Annotated in this window: 16 protein-coding genes and 1 pseudogene; 13 read left to right on the top strand and 4 right to left on the bottom strand. The window is 47.8% G+C overall.

What is annotated here, in order from left to right:
* Positions 1 to 182: 182 nt before the first annotated feature.
* A complete protein-coding gene (locus OCV29_RS10910; protein WP_073604116.1) occupies positions 183 to 542 on the bottom strand; it encodes a KilA-N domain-containing protein in 360 nt (119 codons plus the stop codon).
* 337 nt (positions 543 to 879) lie between these two features.
* Here OCV29_RS10910 and OCV29_RS10905 point away from each other — a divergent pair, with 337 nt between their 5' ends.
* Positions 880 to 1,365 (top strand): low molecular weight protein-tyrosine-phosphatase, encoded by a 486-nt coding sequence (locus OCV29_RS10905; protein WP_073604115.1) that lies wholly within the window; start codon positions 880 to 882, stop codon positions 1,363 to 1,365.
* 62 nt (positions 1,366 to 1,427) lie between these two features.
* On the opposite strand, the gene OCV29_RS10900 is transcribed toward OCV29_RS10905, so the two are convergent.
* On the bottom strand, positions 1,428 to 2,702 hold the full coding sequence (locus OCV29_RS10900; protein WP_073604114.1) for an outer membrane protein transport protein: 1,275 nt from the start codon (positions 2,700 to 2,702) through the stop codon (positions 1,428 to 1,430).
* 944 nt (positions 2,703 to 3,646) lie between these two features.
* Here OCV29_RS10900 and fadI point away from each other — a divergent pair.
* The 3 genes from fadI to OCV29_RS10885 all read left to right on the top strand — a co-directional run bounded on the left by fadI (position 3,647) and on the right by OCV29_RS10885 (position 7,771).
* Positions 3,647 to 4,957 carry an acetyl-CoA C-acyltransferase FadI gene (gene fadI, locus OCV29_RS10895; protein ID WP_073604113.1) on the top strand — a complete coding sequence of 437 codons (1,311 nt, stop codon included), beginning with the start codon at positions 3,647 to 3,649 and terminating at the stop codon, positions 4,955 to 4,957.
* Complete coding sequence (gene fadJ, locus OCV29_RS10890; protein WP_073604112.1) at positions 4,950 to 7,070, top strand: fatty acid oxidation complex subunit alpha FadJ; 2,121 nt, start codon at positions 4,950 to 4,952, stop codon at positions 7,068 to 7,070. Before fadI ends, fadJ begins: the two co-directional genes overlap by 8 nt.
* Positions 7,071 to 7,222: 152 nt before the next feature.
* Positions 7,223 to 7,771, top strand: coding sequence for an NAD(P)H nitroreductase (locus OCV29_RS10885; protein ID WP_073604111.1), 549 nt, complete (start codon positions 7,223 to 7,225; stop codon positions 7,769 to 7,771).
* 26 nt (positions 7,772 to 7,797) lie between these two features.
* Here OCV29_RS10885 and OCV29_RS10880 read toward each other — a convergent pair whose 3' ends face one another.
* Positions 7,798 to 8,673, bottom strand: a complete 876-nt coding sequence (locus OCV29_RS10880; protein WP_073604110.1) for a LysR family transcriptional regulator — start codon at positions 8,671 to 8,673, stop codon at positions 7,798 to 7,800.
* A gap of 403 nt (positions 8,674 to 9,076) precedes the next feature.
* Between OCV29_RS10880 and OCV29_RS10875 the strand changes: the two genes are divergently transcribed.
* From OCV29_RS10875 to OCV29_RS10845, 7 genes are all read left to right on the top strand, one after another.
* Positions 9,077 to 10,192 carry a response regulator gene (locus OCV29_RS10875; RefSeq protein WP_073604109.1) on the top strand — a complete coding sequence of 372 codons (1,116 nt, stop codon included), beginning with the start codon at positions 9,077 to 9,079 and terminating at the stop codon, positions 10,190 to 10,192.
* 127 nt (positions 10,193 to 10,319) lie between these two features.
* Positions 10,320 to 10,706, top strand: a complete 387-nt coding sequence (locus OCV29_RS10870) for a YbaN family protein (RefSeq protein ID WP_073604108.1) — start codon at positions 10,320 to 10,322, stop codon at positions 10,704 to 10,706.
* 195 nt (positions 10,707 to 10,901) lie between these two features.
* Positions 10,902 to 11,447: an adenine phosphoribosyltransferase gene (apt, locus tag OCV29_RS10865; protein ID WP_073604126.1), complete on the top strand. Its 546-nt coding sequence runs from the start codon at positions 10,902 to 10,904 to the stop codon at positions 11,445 to 11,447.
* 12 nt (positions 11,448 to 11,459) lie between these two features.
* Positions 11,460 to 13,787 carry a DNA polymerase III subunit gamma/tau gene (dnaX, locus tag OCV29_RS10860; protein WP_073604107.1) on the top strand — a complete coding sequence of 776 codons (2,328 nt, stop codon included), beginning with the start codon at positions 11,460 to 11,462 and terminating at the stop codon, positions 13,785 to 13,787.
* Positions 13,788 to 13,870: 83 nt separating this feature from the next.
* Entirely contained in the window at positions 13,871 to 14,203 is a 333-nt protein-coding gene (locus OCV29_RS10855) for a YbaB/EbfC family nucleoid-associated protein (protein ID WP_073604106.1), read from the top strand.
* Between the two features lie 15 nt (positions 14,204 to 14,218).
* Positions 14,219 to 14,821, top strand: a complete 603-nt coding sequence (gene recR / locus OCV29_RS10850; protein ID WP_073604105.1) for a recombination mediator RecR — start codon at positions 14,219 to 14,221, stop codon at positions 14,819 to 14,821.
* Between the two features lie 253 nt (positions 14,822 to 15,074).
* Positions 15,075 to 18,158: a hypothetical protein gene (locus OCV29_RS10845; RefSeq protein ID WP_073604104.1), complete on the top strand. Its 3,084-nt coding sequence runs from the start codon at positions 15,075 to 15,077 to the stop codon at positions 18,156 to 18,158.
* Here the strand turns inward: OCV29_RS10845 and OCV29_RS10840 are convergent.
* Positions 18,094 to 18,720: a CatB-related O-acetyltransferase gene (locus tag OCV29_RS10840; protein WP_370737198.1), complete on the bottom strand. Its 627-nt coding sequence runs from the start codon at positions 18,718 to 18,720 to the stop codon at positions 18,094 to 18,096. The genes OCV29_RS10845 and OCV29_RS10840 overlap by 65 nt on opposite strands.
* A 141-nt stretch (positions 18,721 to 18,861) precedes the next feature.
* On the opposite strand from OCV29_RS10840, the gene OCV29_RS10835 reads away from it, so the two are divergent.
* Both OCV29_RS10835 and OCV29_RS10830 read left to right on the top strand, forming a co-directional pair.
* Positions 18,862 to 19,518 carry a hypothetical protein gene (locus OCV29_RS10835; RefSeq protein WP_073604102.1) on the top strand — a complete coding sequence of 219 codons (657 nt, stop codon included), beginning with the start codon at positions 18,862 to 18,864 and terminating at the stop codon, positions 19,516 to 19,518.
* Between the two features lie 75 nt (positions 19,519 to 19,593).
* Positions 19,594 to 19,767: pseudogene (locus OCV29_RS10830) on the top strand (IS3 family transposase); the annotation flags it as partial.
* Positions 19,768 to 19,785: the final 18 nt, after the last annotated feature.

The raw sequence follows: 19,785 nt of genomic DNA, 5'->3' as shown, positions 1-19,785 counted from the left end.
CAATTCAGCTTAGCGCTTTTCTCTGCCATCCACTTAGCCATCGTCATAATTATCTTCTGGGCATGTTCTGCCACTTTGACGACTTCCTCAAACTCCATCATATCCAGATAGGTACAGATATTGTGCCGGCTGACAACACAGGCGTCATCATCAAGAGCACGTGACTGAATGCTTTGCCCTCTTCAAACGCAACCAGCACCCGGGCTGTAGCCGGGAAGGGGCTGGGTTTTGTTTTCCAAAAATACCCGATTGACCTCTAACTGAAACTTAGGGCTGATCCATCCGGCATATGAAATAGCGATGAGCTGATGAGCGAATGTACCTGGTGTAGTACCTCCCCGAATTTTATTGACTATACCAGTTCTCAGATCTGAGGATTGCTCTAATTCATTAATCAAATCTTTTGTTGAATCCAACCTGAGCCAGTTATTTGGTTGTTTTGATTTTCCCACACCGCTAGCACGGTGAAGAGCATTCAAGTTTATTCTCTGATCCGAATCCACAGGGATAGATGAATTAGAAACTACAAATTGATTTGGCATAAAGGCCTCCTTGAGTGAATAGTATTCACCACTCAAAAGGCTAAGATTGGGTGGTGAACTGAACAGGATTCGCATTACCGCGACTAAGGAAGCGGCGCACCAAAGTGCTCCTATCCAGCTCACCATAATTCAGGTGTGCAGAATTTACGCATAAACAAGCCAGAAAAGTCTATGGTTCCAAAGACAGTTTTTGTGGGTTTTTGGGGCTGTTTTGGATAAAATTCACACGTTTTTTGGGAAAAACCCCCCTTCAAAACTAAACGTAACTCCATGATCTAAAAGGATTTTAATTTCATTCAGCTTGCGTAAAAAAGGGGTGAAAACAGGAGTTAACTCTATGAATAATAAAAAGAAAAAATCTATTTTGATTTGCTGCATGGGCAACATCTGCCGCTCGCCAACCGGAGAAGCCGTACTGAAAGCGAAAGCGGCGGAAATGGGCATTGATGTGGTGGTCGATTCTGCCGGGACGATTGCTTATCATCAGGGCAACCCGCCGGACAACCGGGCCCGGGCCGCCGGAGAAAAGCGGGGTTACAGCTTTCACGGAATGCAGGCGAGACAGGTCACGGCTGATGACTTTGAGCACTTTGATCTGATTCTGGCGGCAGACAAAGCGAATCTGGCTGATTTGAAGGCGCAGTGTCCAACCGCGTTTCAATATAAGCTTTCTTTATTTCTCAGCCATGGCGGATCATCTTATGCAGAGATTCCCGACCCTTATTATGGCGGAGAAGACGGATTTGAGCTGGTGCTGGATTTGCTGGAAGAGTCTGCAGAGGCGGTGCTGCGTGAAATCTCTCAGAATGAAAGCGCAGATTAAATATCCGGCCGGTACAAAAAATCCGCCAGCTGGCGGATTTTTTACCGGTAAGGCACAGCGTATCAGAAAGAATGGCTGTACTGAATGGCCAGCATTATCGCATCTGCATGAGTTGTCCCGTTTAAAACAGACAATGTCATGCCAGACATGCTGGTGGTTTCAGTGACGTCGACATCACGGCCCAGCAGGTATGTCATGCCGAAATCAACGGTTGACTGCTCATCCAGATGATAACTCACACCGGCAGAGAACCAGTGACGATCAGAATCCGGTACAGAGATGGAACGGGTTGCATCCTGTACGCTGGTATCGAACATATAGCCTGCACGCAATGTCCAGGTTTTATCCATGAAGTAAGTCCCACCCACAGAATAGTGCCAGCCATCCTGCCAGTTGTATTTTTTAAGTACGCCGCTGGTATCTGCTTCGAGCTGAGAAAACTCAGACCACTTCAGCCACTGAATACTATAGTGAACGGCAAAATCTTCATTCAGGCGATGATAACCGGAGAACTCTGCAAAGTCCGGCAGTTGCAATGGCAGATGATCCGTAATGCTGCCGCTTGCCTGAGGATACCCGGCAAAGCTGATATCACCTTTGGTCTTGATTTCAGGACTGTAGTGATAATCGATACCGAAACGGTTGTCTTTATCCAGCTCATAAACAGCCCCAAGGTTAAACCCGGCAGCCCAGCCATCAGCATCCACATCGAGCGCGGTTGAAGTCCCGGCAACTGCAGCAATACCGCTGCTGAAAGAACGCTTCAGCTTGCCTTGACCGTAAATTAAATCCAGTCCGGCGCCAAGGCTCCACTGGTCATTCAGCCGGTATGCACCGGATAAACCAAGATTAAAGCTTTTGACGTCGGTTGTTCCACCGTACTCAGATCCCTGATAACTACTGCTGAATTCTGTTTTGGTACCGAAGTTAGAATAAGCACTGACACCCCATGCGAATTGATCATTCACAGGCACAATCAGATAAAAATTAGGGGCGACTGACGTATCACCGGCATCGTCATAAGAGGCGTCGGCTGCGGAACTTGCACCCAACTGACAACCCAAACCGCAATACTGGCCATCTTTGACATCAATTAATGTTGTAATGGTCTCGACCCCAAAGGAAAGCGAAACACTGTCAAATAACGTCATTGCTGCCGGATTTTTTGCAAGAACGGAAGCGTTGTCTGCAATGACAGCATCACCGGCATATGCCCGGCCCAGACCTGTAGCTGATTGTGCATTCACCTGAAAGCCTGCTGCGGTTGCCTGTTGTGCTGTCAGTGTGACTGCTGCGGCAAGCAGCGCTTTTTTATAAAATTTGCACGGTTTGTTCATCTGTTCTTTATCCTATAAACTCTTTGACATTCCGGTCCGGATTCCGGAAGAGATAATTGGAGCTTTTACTCAGTTGGCGGCAGATAGTAGACAGAAGTGGCAGTCATAGAAATCCGACCACCCGTTTTTGGAGAAGAAAAGTTCAGAAATGCTGACTATATAGTTCATTTATTTTGAAGAATGGCTTTTTTAAAGTATATGCTCTATATCCGGATGACCTCAAGATGCAGGATTAAGAGCTTCCTCAACAAAGTCAGTTCAAGGAAAATAACTGAAGGAAGAATGACGCCTTTCGACGTGATTTGACGCTGAGTGCTGTATTTTGATGCCGGGGTGTTGCTGTACTTTTCTTTCAGGTTAAAAAAGTTTTGTGCATGTCCGGATGAACCGGTGCATTTTACCGGGAAACCGGTTACGTCCCCGATACGGTATAGGATGGCAGCTTTCTGCCACCTATAACATAAATACGTCATTGTCCAGATGATTTTCAGGGATGTTGTAATTTTTCATATATTTATTGTTCTGTGTATGTTTTTACGGGAATTCAACGCTGATTTTTATCTAAATCAAAACAAAATTGATCTAATTCAAAAAATGAATGCTGAAAGTGATTATATTAACACTTGTCATCTGGTTAGCCGTCAGGCTGACATGTTGAGCAAGATGACACTTCCTTTTGAAGGCTGACTTTACTTTCTCCTAATCAGGAAACTGATTTTTCAATTGGCGTAAGTTAATTGCTTTATATTTTCCAACCACACAGTTTTGTGTGGTTTTTTTTTGCCTGTGATTTATCCCTTGCCCGAATTAAGCGCTCATGGATGTTTTTTCACTGGCTTTCTGGCTGCTCCCTTCACATTTCCGGTCTTATCATATTTGGTTTCTGGTAGATATACGGCCGCTTGACTACAATTTTTACAGGTCAGACTTGTTGTAGGTGGATTATGTCAGCGCAGTTATTTCGTACATACGCCGGTGATCGCATTGCCATTGTCTCCGGCATCCGGACGCCTTTTGCAAAGCAGTGTTCTGAACTCCGGGAATTGATGGCGCTTGAACTGGGTACGCTGGTCGTCAATGAATTACTGATGCGGACGAAGATAGATCGCCGCCTGATTGACCTGGTGGTTTTTGGTCAGGTCATTCAGATGCCGCAAGCACCAAACATCGCCAGAGAAATCGTTCTGAATGCCGGATTGAATCCCGAAACAGATGCATACAGCCTGACCCGTGCCTGTACGACCAGCATGCAAACCCTGATCTGTGCGGCTCAGGAAATTGCCTGTGGTCACCATGAAATTGCTATTGCTGGTGGGGCTGACTCTTCATCAATTCTGCCGGTTGGTTTATCCCGGCGGCTGGCAGATGCCTTGGTACGCAGCGCCAGACAGAAAAAACTGGCAGATAAACTCAAGGCGTTTCGCTGTATTCGTCCACGGGATCTGCTGCCGGTGCCGCCACCGGTTGCTGAATTTTCTACGGGTCTGTCGATGGGACAAACGGCAGAGCAGATGGCAAAAACTTTTCAAATCAGCCGGGAAATTCAGGATGATTTTGCCTGGGAATCTCATCAGCGTGCTGCGAAAGCATGGCAACTCGAATTACTCAGTAATGAAGTCATGACCGTTTATCCCAAGCCATATCACACCAGTTTAGCGCATGATAATCCGGTAAGAGGGAAAACGCCGCGTTCATCGTATGGGGAGCTGAAACCTGTCTTTGACCGCGATTTTGGCACGGTGACGGCCGCAAACAGTTCGGTACTGACTGATGGCGCCGCGGCAATGTTAGTGATGCGCGAACAGCGTGCACGGGAACTGGAACTACCGGTACTGGGTTATCTTCGGGCATTTGCCGGCAGCGCAATCCCGGTGCACAAAAATATGCTGATGGGACCCGCGCATGCAGTGCCGGTTGTGCTGCAACGGGCCGGGCTGAGTTTATCTGATATTGATTTGGTTGATATTCATGAAGCGTTTGCAGCACAGGTTCTGGCGAATCTGAAGGCACTGGATTGCCATCAGTTTGCCAAAGAACTGGGACTGCCTTCTCCGGCAGGTGAAGTCGCACCGTCAAAACTCAATGTGCTTGGCGGTTCAATCGCATACGGACACCCCTTTGCGGCAACCGGTGCCCGGATGATCACGCAGCAGTTACATGAACTGCGTCGCCGTGGCGGTGAGTTTGGACTGGTCACGGCTTGTGCAGCTGGTGGACTGGGCAGTGCAATTGTTTTGGAGGCAGCTGATGAATAAGCCTTCCGGTATGCTGAAAGGCGGCTTTGAGCTGACCTATGATGAGGATATTGCATGGCTGGCAATTGATGTTCCCGGAGAGTCGGTCAACATATTGAAATCTTCATTTATTGAAGCGCTCAGCGCTGTATTTGAAAAGCTCAGAGTGAATCCACCAGCGAGCGGGTTGGTGATCTACTCAAAAAAACCGGATAATTTCATCGCCGGTGCTGATATCGCGATGTTTGACCAGTTTGAATCGCCCCAGGATGCCCGGCAACTGGTGCAAAAAGGTCAGGATATCTTTAATCAGCTGGCAGAACTGCCATTTCCGGTGATTGCAGCCATTCATGGCGCTTGTCTTGGTGGCGGGCTTGAGCTGGCGCTGGCCTGTGATTTACGTGTCTGCTCTGATGACCCGAAAACCTGTCTCGGACTCCCTGAGCTGCAACTGGGTATTCTGCCCGGACTGGGAGGGACGCAGCGGCTGCCGCGGTTGATTGGTCTGATTCCTGCGTTGGATATGATGCTTACCGGCAAAAAAATCCGGCCGCAGAAAGCATCAAAACTGCGTTTAGTGGATGCTTGTGTTCATCAGGATGGTTTGCTTGAGATTGCCCGTAAAATGGTTCGGGTTCATCAGGCATTTGCTTTCCGGAAAAAGTCACTGGTACAGCAATTGTCTGAATTCAGACTGGTGCGCCATTTGATTATCCGTCAGGCCCGTGCAAAGGCACAGAAAAAGGCCCGGCATCATTATCCTGCGGTCGATGCTGTGCTGGATGTGATCCAGCGGGGACTGGATGAAGGCACCGAAGCCGGGTTGCTTCACGAAGCGCAGTGGTTCGGGCAATTGGTTTTTTCGCCGCAGTCCTGTGCTTTACGGTCGGTTTTTTTCAGTACTTCGCGGCTGAAGCGTGAACTGGAACCGGAAAAAATTCCCTCCGGCAACCTTCGGGTGGCCATTCTTGGGGGAGGACTGATGGGGGCAGGGATCGGCTGTGTGACGGTTGATAAAGCCCGGCAGCAGCTCAGGGTGAAAGATATCAGTCATCAGGGGGTGTTACATGCGTTCCGGTACATTGATCGGGTACTGAGAAAAAAACAGCGGCGAAAAGTGATGTCACAGGCAGAACGACGGGCGACCATGGCACGGTTATCCGGCGGTATTGATTTCTCAGGTTTTGCGCAGGCTGATATCGTTATTGAGGCTGTCTTTGAAGATCTGGCACTCAAACAGGAGATGGTGCAGCAGACCGATGCACACACCAATCCTAGCACTGTGTTTGCCACGAACACATCTTCATTACCAATTCATCAGATTGCGCAGGTGGCTGAACATCCTGAACAGGTGATTGGACTGCATTACTTCAGTCCGGTGGAAAAAATGCCGCTGGTGGAAATTATTCCGCATGCAAGCACTTCAGAGGAAACGATTGCCCGTGTTGTTTCTCTGGCTTATGCGCAGGGTAAAACACCGATTGTGGTGAAAGACAGTGCCGGATTTTACGTCAACCGGATTTTAGCGCGCTATATTAACGGAGCGCTGCAATGTCTGGCAGAAGGGGAACCCGTCGAAGTGATTGATCAGGCGCTGGTGGCATTTGGATTTCCGGTTGGCCCGATGACATTACTGGATGAAGTCGGGTTTGATGTGGCGATGAAAATTTCACCTGTGCTGGTCAAAGAACTGGGTGAACGCTTCAACAGCCCTGATTTTCTCAATCGTCTGACAGGTGCACAGCGCAAAGGGAAAAAGTCAGGGCAGGGTTTTTACCGTTATACCCGGCGGGGAAAACAGCCTGATCCAACCATTTATCCGTTGCTGAACATCGGATTGTCCACGGCACGGATGACTCAGGATGAAATCGTAATGCGGTGCCTTTTACCCATGTTGAGCGAGGCAGTGCAATGTCTGGATCAGCAAGTTATTCATTGTCCGGGTGATGGCGATATTGGTGCTATCTTCGGGATTGGTTTTCCCCCTTTTCTGGGCGGGCCTTTCCGGTATATTGATGATCAAGGCGCCGCAAAAATTGCAGCACAGATGGCGCAGTTATCTGTTGAAGATCTCCATCATACCAGTCTGCGGCTCAAAGCAATGGCTGAGTCGGGTCAACGTTTTGATGACTGAATTGTTCCTGTGGTGACTGAAGGTTTTCCTTAAGTGACCGAATGGCTTCCTGAATCCCCAAAATATTCATGGTTGGGAATGTCTTTGGGCTGAGTTATGCTGTCTTTTGTCTGTATAGTCCGCTTAATTTTAGTCAGAGAAAGGAGAGATTCATGGATGCTTTAGATTTATTGTTAAATCGTCGTTCTGTCGCAAAACTTGAGGCCCCGGCACCAGAAGGAAAAGTGCTGGAAAATATTATTCAGGCTGGATTAAGAGCGCCGGACCATGGCGGACTGACGCCATGGCGGTTTGTGATTGCACAGGGTGAGGGGCTCAGGACATTATCTGATATTTTACTCAAGGCTGTTGTCGCGGAAAACAGTGATGAAGCCACGCGTGATAAAGTGAAACATGCACCGTTTCGGGCGCCGATGGTCATTACTGTGATTGCGAAGGTCACCCCGCATGAGAAAGTACCTGCGTTTGAGCAGCATTTATCCGCAGGATGTGCTGTGCAGGCGATGCAAATGGCTGCTGTAGCTCAGGGATTTCAGGGCATCTGGCGTTCAGGGAAGTGGATGTTTCATCCGCAGGTTCGTCAGGCCTTTGATGTCCACGGTGACGATGAAATTGTCGGATTCCTTTATCTGGGAACCCAGATTACAGAACCGATGAAAGCACCCCGGCGGGAACTTTCTCAGTTTGTCGAATATTTATAGATAAGAATAAAAATTATTTTTTGCTATTATTCTGGTTGGTAACCCATGACAAAGTCGATAAAGAGCCGTACTTTTTCCGGTAAATGGTCTTTGTGATTATACAGCATGTAGATGTCGCGGGAGTTAGCACTCCAGTCATCGAGAACGCGGATCAGCGTTTTATTTGTCAGATGTTCTTTTAACATCACATCCGGCATCAGCGTGATTCCCAGTCCTTCTGAACAGGCCATGCGGACAACATCCAGTGCATTGGCCTGAAAGCGTCCTTTATCATTGTTGACTATGGTTTCACCATCGGTGTGAGTCAGTTGCCATTTGATCAGCGGATAACCTTTCAGCAGGGAATGATGAGCGAGATCTTCTGCATGGACAGGGGCTGGATTTTTCGCCAGATATTCGGGGCTGGCTACCAGAATATCTTTGACCTCGCTGATTTTACGGGCGATAAGTGAAGAGTCACGTTGCGGGCCGACCCGGAAGATGACGTCCCATTCGGTTGGGTCAAGCTGATCAGCCAGATTGCTTGTGGTCAGTTCAATATTGATATCCGGATAGTGGCGCATGAATGTGGTGAACATTGGCATGATCATACGTTTGGTCAGATTCGATGGTGCAGAGATCCGGATCCGGCCGGAAGCGCCCCGGCATTCATCACTGATTTCCTCAGCGGTGACAGATAAACGTTGCAGCAGTGGTGAGCATTCTTTAAAAAAGCGCTCGCCTGCTTCAGTCAAAGAGAGTTTGCGTGCGTGACGGTTAAGAAGTCGCAGATTGAGGGCGTCCTCAAGTGCCTGAATTCGCCGGGTAATCGTGGCGACGGGGATCATGGTTTTTCTTGATGTGGCAGTGTAACTGCCATTCTCAACAACTAAGCGGAAGAGATTTAGATCATCTAGCTTCATGGTTTTTAATACATCTGTAATTTATTTAACCAGTTTCATTTTATATACGTAACTGAATTGTCAAAGTTTGAGGTACATCAACATCTTTAACGAAAACTCATTTTTCATTCTTAATCACAGATATTTTTACAGTTTTCTGAATCATTATGCAACTATGAAAATAACTGTAACAATTTATGAACTATTGAGTTAACAAATGTCTAATAGCATAAGAATATGATAACACAATGATAAAAAAGGAAAAAAAAGCTGATATGCAGGCTGATGTTTGTATAAATCAACTGAAACGGCTACCTTTAACAGATAACATTAAAAGTGTCAGTAATGCAATAAGACATATTGGCCAGGGTGTGGGAGTGATATTTTTCCCGGCGCTTTATTTTATATATGTGAGGCTGTAAGCATGCTTAAAACCGACCAATCCAGTAAGAGGCCGTCTGCTGCGCAACCAACGTTGGACGGGAAGCTGATTCTTGTTGTGGATGACGATCCTGTTTTTCGGCGGTTAACTGGCGGATATCTGATTTCTCAGGGATGTACGGTTTGCGAAGCCGGTAATGGCGTTGAAGGATTACAGGCACTGAAAGCCGAAGCACCGGATCTGGTGATTTGTGATATTAATATGCCGGTTTTAAACGGACTGGAGTTTGTCGAAGAAGTCTGTCAGGCTTATCCATCGCTGCCGATGATCGTGATTTCAGCAACAGAAGATATTTCTGATGTCGCAAAAGTTTTAAAGTACGGTATTAAAGATTTTTTGCCTAAGCCCATCGAAAATTATGCCTTTCTGGGAGAAGCACTGGTCAACACTCTGAATGACTCATCCAACTATATTGCCGACCAGCGTGATTTTGCCAGTCAGTGGTTCCGGGTTGATGGCGGTGGAGAAATGCCCGAAGAAGAGGAGCTTCACTGGCATCTGGAATATTTACAGAAAAACCCCGGCGCTGCGAGAGATCTGCTGCTGGCATTGATGCCGGACAACGATTCATCCCAGGGGATTTGGCGCTGTAGCTACCGCTTGCTTCAGTCCGCCGACGCATTGCCGCTGGTTTTTGACTATATCTGGTCAATGAATGGCCAGTATGCGTTTTATATTGTTGATTCGAATTCTCAAACCTGTTGCGACGGAATTGCCACAAGCCTGCTGGTACGTGCGTTATTCCATGATTATCTGCGTAACCAGAAGTGTTTAAGCGCGGACCTGAAAGATCTGGCGGACATTCTGGAGAAAGGGATCAGTTGTACCCGGACGGCATCTCCGATTTCTGCCATTCTCGGGATTGTCAATGTTGTTGACGGGACGTTGTCTGTCTTGCCGGCGGGTATGGATTGTCACTGGAGCAATGGTCACTGTTCCCAGCATATTGCCGGTGGTGTTGAGCTTGGAAACAACTGCCGCAAAAACTTTATCACACAGGATTTACCTCTGGGAGATTTGACCCAGCTTTCTGCCAGCAGTATTGGAATCAGCTCATTTTCTCTGAATATTTCGCGGCGTATCCGGCCGGATATATAGCTATTTTAGAGCGTGTTTATCTTTCATCGCCTAACCTGTATTCGCTTGAAAACTGCTCAGTCAAGGCGCGAAAAGTCCCGTCCGGGTAAGAAAACACCGACACAAAAAGGATGAGGGAATCAACATCATGAAGCATTGGTTTCTGACTGCGGCTGGTTTTTTATCGCTGGGTCTGGGCGTTTTAGGTATTTTTCTGCCGTTACTTCCGACAACGCCATTTGTCTTGTTAGCCAGCGCCTGTTTTATGCGCAGCAGTCCGCGTTTTCACCGCTGGCTGCTGAACCATGCGGTATTTGGCCCTGTGATTAAAAACTGGCAGACCCGGCGGGCGATCTCTCCGGAAGTTCGTCGGCGCGGCTCATTTCTGATGGTGATCACATTCACATTTTCGATTTGGATGGCACCATCCACGATATTAAAAATCATTTTATTTTTGTTTTTTATCATTGCACTGACTATTTTTCGTCGTCTTCCTGTCTTCGACCCGGTTGCGCATCGTGAAGAAAATCACTAGCATGGGCGGGAAGTGTGCCCACTCTTCATTTTGTATCCTGAAAACCCGCATTCCGGCTTATCAGGATACCGGAGTGGGTTTTTTATTTTTGTGGCAACTTTATTTGTAAATGAGTTGCACATACAACATTTGAATGATGCTTTGTCTGTAAGCTGGCAACGGCCTGATTCAAACCAAAACATTAAGTTATTGACGATGACAACTGAAACAATTTCACTGATTAAATCCAGTATTAAAAGTATTCCCGACTATCCAAAACCAGGTATTTTGTTCCGTGATGTAACCAGCCTGCTGGAAAATGCCAAGGCTTATCACGCAACGATTCAGCTGATGTTTGAACATTACAAAAACATGGGATTTACCAAAGTGGTCGGCACTGAAGCCCGTGGTTTTCTGTTTGGTGCTCCGTTAGCGATAGAACTGGGAATCGGCTTTGTTCCTGTTCGTAAGCCAGGCAAATTACCCCGCCCGACCATTGCCGAGTCTTATGAACTGGAATATGGCGTGGATACACTGGAAATCCATTCAGATGCGATCGTCGCGGGTGACAAAGTGCTGGTTGTGGATGATTTGCTTGCAACTGGTGGCACGATTGAAGCGACGACAAAACTGATTCGTCAGCTGGGTGGTATCGTTGAACATGCGACGTTTGTGATTAATCTGCCTGACATTGGCGGTGCGAAGCGACTGGAAGAACAAGGCCTGAAAATTTATAGTATCTGTGATTTTGATGGTCACTAAACGGAACCTTTCATGAGTTATCTGGCATTAGCAAGGAAATGGCGCCCCGGACAATTTTCCGAAGTTGTCGGGCAATCCCATGTGTTAACTGCGCTGGAAAATGCGTTGTCACAAAACCGGTTGCACCATGCTTATCTGTTCAGCGGGACCCGCGGGGTCGGTAAAACGACCATTGGCCGGTTGTTCGCCAAAGGGCTGAATTGTGAGACAGGTATTACCGCTCAGCCCTGTGGCCAGTGTGCTGCCTGTCAGGAAATTGCGCAGGGACGTTTTGTGGACCTGCTGGAAATAGATGCAGCCTCACGTACCCGGGTAGAAGATACCCGGGAATTGCTGGATAACGTTCAGTACAAACCGGCCCGCGGGCGGTTTAAAGTGTATCTGATTGATGAAGTTCACATGCTGTCCCGCCACAGTTTTAATGCTTTGCTGAAGACACTTGAAGAGCCGCCGGAGTACGTCAAATTCCTGTTGGCGACAACCGATCCGCAAAAGCTGCCAGTGACGATTTTATCCCGGTGCCTGCAGTTTCATCTCAAACCTATCAGTATTGAGCACATTGAGCAGCAGCTTGAGCACATTTTGCAGGCGGAAGGCATTGCGCATCAGCAGCGGGCGCTTGCACAGCTGGCACACGCGGCTGATGGCAGTATGCGGGATGCACTGAGCCTGACCGATCAGGCGATAGCACTGGGTAATGGCAAGGTTGACCCGGATATCGTGGCGGGCATGCTGGGGACGATTGATACCGATCAGGCACTGCACCTGATTCAGGCGCTGAGCCATAAAGATGCAGGGCAGATGATGGCGTGTGTCAGTTCGCTGGCTGCCAACGGTGTGGCATGGGATGTGTTGCTGCAGTCTTTGTCTGCGCAGTTACACCGGATTGCCATGTATCAGATGCTGCCTGCTTCTCTGGATCAGACACTACCGGATGCTGAGAAAGTACACCAGCTGGCACAGGTGCTGACGCCGGAAGATGTACAGCTGTTTTACCAGATTGCCTTAAAAGGCCGGGAAGATTTACCGCTGTCACCGACACCGCGCACCGGGCTGGAGATGATTTTACTGCGGATGATCGCATTTCGCCCGGCAGATGTTTCTCCGGTTCATTCGATCAGCACTGAAGTGCGTCAACCGGCAGTTCAGACGGCCCATTCTCCCGCGGTCAGTGCGGCGCATGAGTCGCCTGAGACCCGGTCAGTGACCAGACCAGAACAACCTGTGACTGAAGATGCTGTGGTCACTACGTCGCCGGACACCTTGGCCGGAACGGATACAATCTCATCTTCTGAGCCGGTATCCGGACCTGCAGAATATGCTGTGACCGGTATGCCTGAAATGTCGTCTGATCCGGTTTCAGAGCCTCCGGCTTCAGAAGCCATGGACACACCGGTAAACTGGCCGGAGTCTCTTGAATCTGTGCCGCCATCCCCTGATTCAGCTGGTGGCGATGAGGCTACAACCGAGGCGAATTTCCGCTCTGAGGCCATGCTATCTCAGGACATGCTATCTCAGGACATTCCACAGGAAATGCCACCACAGGATATGCCGCCTCCGGAACAGCATGCTGAAACCGCTTCACAACCTGAAGAAGCACCGGAACCGGCAGCGCCAAAAAGCCCGTTACTTGGTCTGAGGCATCAGCTGCGTTCCCAACGTCTCTCGGGTAAAAAAGCGCAAGATACGCCAAAAAAGTCTGAAGCGACATCATCTGCGCCGGGTAAAAAAACGGCGCCTGAGTCGATTATTGATCGACTGAATCAAAAGCAGGCCGGTTATCAGCCGGTGATGTCGCCCGAAGCTGAAACTGCCACAGAACCAGCACCGGATGAGCCTTATCAGTGGCGTCCGCAGAATGCACCCGAACCGGCAGATGAAAAACATCTGACACCGGCAGAACTGAAAAAGTCTCTGGCACATGAAAAAACACCGGAGATGGCGGCAAAACTGGTGCAGGAAGTGATTGAACAGGATGAATGGGCGGCGATGATCAGTCAGCTTTCAATCCCGAAAATGGTGGAGCAGCTGGCACTGAATTCTTCTTATCAGCAGCAGGATCAGGTGGTTCAGCTGACATTACGGGCAAATCAGGCGCACTTGAATACTGAAAAAGCACAGGCTACGCTCAATGAAGCGTTAAATCAGCTGACAGGGACATCCCGTAAGCTGGTGGTCACCATCGGTGATGAAGGTATTACACCGCTGGAAAGACGGGAAGCCCGCTATCAGGAAAAACTGAGCAAGGCGCTCGAGAGCTTAAATGCGGATCCGAATATTCGCTGGATTGAAGAACGTTTTCAGGCTCAGCTTGATAAATCGTCAGTTCGTCCGCTCTGAGTCAAAGAATCGAAATCCGGGGGTTGAATCGAAAGAGAATCATCCCCACAGTATGTGAAACATATCAATTGTGAGAAATAAACATGTTTGGTGGTAAAGGTGGAATGGGCAACCTGATGAAACAGGCCCAGCAGATGCAAGAGCAGATGCAAAAGCTTCAGGAACAAATTGCAACGATGGAAGTCACAGGTGAAGCCGGTGCAGGTCTGGTGAAAGTGACGATCACCGGCAGCCACAGCGTGCGTCGTGTTGAAATCGATGACAGTCTGATGGAAGACGACAAAGAAATGCTGGAAGATCTGATTGCAGCAGCGTTCAATGATGCAGCGCGCCGGGTGGAAGAAACCCAGCAGGAAAAAATGTCTGCGCTGACTGGCGGTATGCAGTTACCACCAGGCATGAAAATGCCATTTTAATTCAGCAGATCATTCATGCGAACCAGTCCTTTACTTGAACAACTGATTGACGCACTGCGCTGTCTGCCCGGCGTCGGCCCGAAATCAGCGCAGCGAATGGCTTTTCATTTGTTGCAGCGGGAACGACAGGGCGGACTGAAACTGGCGGATACGCTGAACCGGGCAATGACTGACATTGGTCATTGTCAGGAGTGCCGGACGTTTACTGAAGATGATGTATGTCATATCTGTAAAAATCCAAAGCGTCGTGAAAATGGTCAGTTGTGTGTGGTTGAGAGTCCGGCGGATATTTCTGCCGTGGAAGCAACCGGTATGTTTTCCGGCCGGTATTTTGTGCTGATGGGACATTTATCACCGCTGGACGGCATTGGCCCCGGAGATATTGGTCTGGATATCTTTGATTATCGCCTGCAACAGGGGGATATCACGGAGGTGATTCTGGCCACTAATCCGACGGTTGAGGGAGAAGCAACGGCGCATTATATCGCTGACCTGTGTCAGGCACATCAGGTGTCTGCAAGCCGGATTGCTCATGGTGTGCCGGTGGGTGGTGAGCTTGAGCTGGTGGACGGTACAACGTTGTCTCACTCTCTGTTGGGGCGTCAGCGCATTAACTGATTCTCTGAATCAAACAATCAATCTCCCAATAAAAATTAATCTCCCAATAAAGAAGCGGTGACGCTTCTTTATTTGTATTTGATGTTTTTGTTTTCACACGTCTTCATGCATCTTTTTGTCTTTTGAACTGCCTTTTAGCCCTGTTTTTCCTTACAGGTCACTGTTTTCGTCAGCATTGTGCGGTCAGGCTTGGCGTTGAATCACTTTATGCCATATCATAAATAGCTATAAATAAGCGACTTTCCGCAGGTTTATGGCTGAATATACTGATTCATTATCATTGACTATTCGTTATGATCCCCACTCGCCGGTATCGATTGAAGCCGGCCTGGCTGACTATCGCCATTACCTGAAGCTTAAATCTGCGTTTAAGCACGGATACTGCCAGATTCAGTTCGAGGTGCTCCCCGAAGCCGATGATACCATTGGTTTACTGTCCCGTAGTCTGGCAGGTCAGGCTGTGTTTGACTATTATCGGCTCTCTTCACCTGATCATCCGGACTGTCGCCCTGAAGCGTTATTGTCTGAGACAGGGCTTACGCCGGAGACGGTTTTCTTTCTCCGGGCCTGTCAGTTTCCCGGACTGCAACAAGCCCTGTACGAAACTGCGCAGGTGATTTGTCAGGTCTCCCGGCAAATGAATGATCCGACCCGGATGCGCTTATCGGAAAGGCAGGTTGCCGGTGGGATGGCGCTGTTTATGATTGGCCTGTGCTATCCCCGTTATGCCTATTTGCTGGGGAGTTTTATTGTGCCTTACTGGGACAGTGAACATTTATCCGGAGGGGAAGAATTACCTGCTTTACTGGTGAGTTATCTGGGATATACCCGCGAAACCCTGAAAGTTTTTTGTTACTGTGATAACCCGCATGCCAGAGCCCGGATGTTCAGTCCGGAGAGTCTGCAGCAGTACAATCAGCGTCAAACCAGCCAGGATAAGCTGTTACAACAGACATCATTACTGAATATTTTCCGCACCCAACCCGATGAATTTGCTGCGTTTAAGTCGATATTGACACAGCGATTTGCTGAGCAGCCTTATCTGCAGGATGACGATCCACGCTATTATCTCGACAACCCGCTGGACAGCTTCTTACTATCGGTGTTGTATCCGTATCAGGATGAAGATTATTTACCGGAAGAGCATCCGGAACAGACGCTGGATGTCATGTTTATCGATAGCCCGGCACGAGAGGTTGCCAGCACGCTCAAAGCCGCGATTGAGCAGGCTTTGTCCCATCCGATTGGTGGTGCACATCCACTGGCAGACGATATTTATTGCCCGGATCATTATGTCAGCGGGTCCGGTATTCATCACTGGAAAGCATTTATTACCGGTGTTTTTGAACAGGGCGATCAGATTTGGGCTTATATCGACAATGGCAACTATCCTGATGTGCCGGCATGTGTCACTGCATTTGATATTCGTGATATGACCGCGCAAAAACACTTTGCGCTGCTGGATTTCATCAGGCTGAATCTTGGTCCGTATGATTCCCTGAACAGTGAAATTGTTCCGGTTTTACAGGGCGTGCTGGATGACTGGTGCAAAGATTCACTGACAGAAGAGGAGCGGGGACAAAATCAACAGAAGTTACTGCGTCTGCTGGATGTGATTCACCGCTGGAATCAATTACATCCTTTCCCGGCCGGATTAAAGCTTTTGATCGTTGATGATTATCAGGTATTGTCTGAGCCCGAGTTTATGCTCCGCTATCATGGTGACTGGGCTCATCTTTTTACCCGGCTGGTCAAAGATATCAGTGATTATCGAGGTATTCTTGAGTCGGCTCATTTCAAGCGTTGCTACGCATTAGTTTGTGCCTGCCGGGATGAGGCAGAACCGGTGATCCGGTCCCTGGCTTCTGATGATGCCATACCCGGAGCGACCATGGCTGCTTTACTGGCTGGTATCGTGCATCATGACCGCAGACGTGAATGTGAAGACGCAATCACTGCGTTTGCGCTCGATTATCTCAACCGGTATTTACCCGGACTGATTCTGGAACAACTGGCTGCATACAGTGCTTTCCCGCTTCCAGAAAAGACACAGGAACATGATTCCCAGATGTTGCGGGATTATCGTTATCTGGCAGCTTATCTGTCGGGTGAGCATGAAGCACAGGAAGATGTGATTGACCGGATGAATTGCTGGCTTGACCGTGAGCAGCGGGCATATTCCGTGTCTGACACGCAGATCTATTATCAGTTTCTGAATGACTTTGAAGAAGATAGCCAGAAGTTGCTGGTCAGTGCGCTGGTGGTCGGTGAATATCCGGCATCGCCGGTTTCAGCATGGTGCAGCCGGTTTTTAAGCTTATGGCTGAATATGGCGCCGGGTAAAGTCTGCCGGATGCTGGGACACTTTTTTCTGGATAAGTTACAGTCGGTTGACCGTCAGATTGCTGATATTGAAATGTTGACAACCGTATTGGCACCACATGGATTAAAGCGGGTTGCAGCGACCGCATATCTGCTTGAGTCTGTGATTGATGCGCTTGAACAGAAAGATGACATTCGTCAGGTACTGGCACCGTTTTTTGCGCGCTATCTGAGAGAGCAGGTTGACGGACAGGGTGGGGATCTGTCGGTCAGCATTGAACCTGCGCTGAAACTGATTAAACCACTGCGGGAACAAATTTTTTATATAGCACTGCAATCTGCTTATCCGGCGCTGAAAATCTGCTATTTCGATCAGGCATTGTTGCAACTACTCAGCCGCTGTCTGTACCAGCAAATGATGGAGCAAAGACCTGATGAAGAGTCACTGCCGGAGAAAGCCCATGCCGATCTGGAACATTTCATTCGTCTGATGGAACTGCCGGTTCTGCTTTCTCCGCGGCAGATCGATGAGTTGCTGCACATTTGCGAACGTTATCAACTGATTGATTTTGATACACCCTACGGGCAAACAGAATTGACGGAATTGCTGTGGTATGCATCACCCATGCTACGGGCGAATGTGCTCAAATTGCTGGCTGCCAGACCGTCTCTGGGGCTGGATCATTGCTATAACGAAAGATTGATGACACCGGAAGCATTTTGCAGGATGCTTCCGGATCATGATATCCGGCAGGTGGACCTGTTATCCCTTATCTTATCTTCGCAGTGGTATGATTGTTTACCATGGTTTGCTGCGAACTATAATATTCATGAGCTGATAGATAAGCACCCGCTGAAAACACAGCTTGAAATTCTGCGTTCTCTGGCCGCTCAGGCCCGCCAACGCGATTTTGTTGATGGCTATCCGGATGCGTTGCTACCGGAGAGAATCAAACATGCTCAGGATGGTGGTCGCTGTCCGCAGCCTGACGCAGGGCCTGAGGATCGCGATTAACAATCGCTTCCAGGTTGGCTGTGATTTTTTCAGCCGGCCAGTCCCACCACGCAATTTCCAGCAGAGTTTCTATTGTTGCCTGATCGAACCGATACCGAATCACACTGGCCGGATGACCACCGGCAATGCTGTAAGGCGGAATGTCATGGGTCACCACTGATTTCGCTGCGATAATGGCTCCGTGACCAATCCTGATTCCGGGCATAATGGTTACGTCATAACCCAGCCAGACATCATTGCCAATCACCGTATCCCCCTTATAAGATTGAGATTCGGCTGTCGGGGCGGCTTTCTCCCATCCCTGACCAAAGATATAAAAAGGATAGGTGGAGAACCCGGTCATACTATGATTTGCACCGTTCATGATAAAAGTGATGTTTCTCGCAATGGCACAGAATTTCCCGATGATGAGCTGGTCACCAATAAACGGGAAATGGTACAAAACACGGGATTCGAAGTGCTCCGGACCATCTGGGTCATCATAATAGGTATAATCACCGACCTGAATATTTGGATTTGAGATAAAGTTTTTGACAAAACCGATCTGTGGAAAACCTTTCATCGGTTCTTTATCGCCGGGGGTTGGGCCGTTCAAAATCTGCCTCCTGATATGATGTGGATTTTCTTTTGGATTGACACACAGGGGACATAGCATATAACGACTCAATAGTTGATGTTAACGATAAATGGAAGGAAACAGTTTATGAAGATACACATGTTAGTTTTCCAACTCCTGGTTACTGGTGTGGTAACGATCATACTATGTGGTGTTTCTTATGCAAAAGATGCTTGTGATGTGATTGGTCAATACTCAAATATTAATATTGAACAGTCTGAACTTTCTGAGAAGATATTTGGTATAGAAAGAGAAACTGAGGAACTACGTTATCTCATTGAAATTGATAATATTATTGAGAATGATCATTTTAAGTTTAATGACTATATAAGATTAGTTGATTGCATTGATAGTTATGACTCAAGATTTATAAAAAGAAATGCTAAATTTTTCAAACTCTTATTGATCTCTGTCTTAACGGGGGATACTCCTGAAGATGAAAAGAATAAAATCATCAAATATGTAATAGAGGCTCTACAGTCGAAGGATAAATTAGTAATTGGGCAAGCTGTGTATGCAACCGTCCCTTTTAATGACAAAATATTTATTCCTTATCTTAAACATATTGTTTTTTCTGCAAAAAATGATAAAGGCCTTCAGAAAACTGCTATAGATATGTTGGCATTTATTAGTGGTAGTCAAACCAGAGATGCTTTAGTCGACATAAAGCAAGATCTCTCTGATCCTGAAATTACAGAGTTAATCAATACGAGACTAAAAGAGTCTGATTATCTATATCATTAATTATTTTATCAGGGCTAAGGACTTATGCTGAAGAAAACATATAGCGTGCTATTGTATTTGTTTGCGTTTTGGGGGAGTTATTTCCATTCGATGAAAGTTGAAGCAATCCAATACGAGCCGTTCATGACCAGTGACGAGATGCGCCAAACGGTCTTCGAGTACATTGAGGTAGATTATAATCGTACGAGAAGGCACCGTGCTCTTGGGTATCTAAGCCCAGTTAACTTTGAACAAAAAAATGTCGCTTAATGAAGTGTCCAGTCTGAC

The sequence above is a fragment of the Vibrio aerogenes genome (assembly GCF_024346755.1).
In the GTDB taxonomy this organism is placed as follows: Bacteria; Pseudomonadota; Gammaproteobacteria; order Enterobacterales; family Vibrionaceae; genus Vibrio; species Vibrio aerogenes.
Note: the sequence above shows the minus strand (reverse complement) of the source record. Positions and strands in the feature narration are given on the sequence as shown.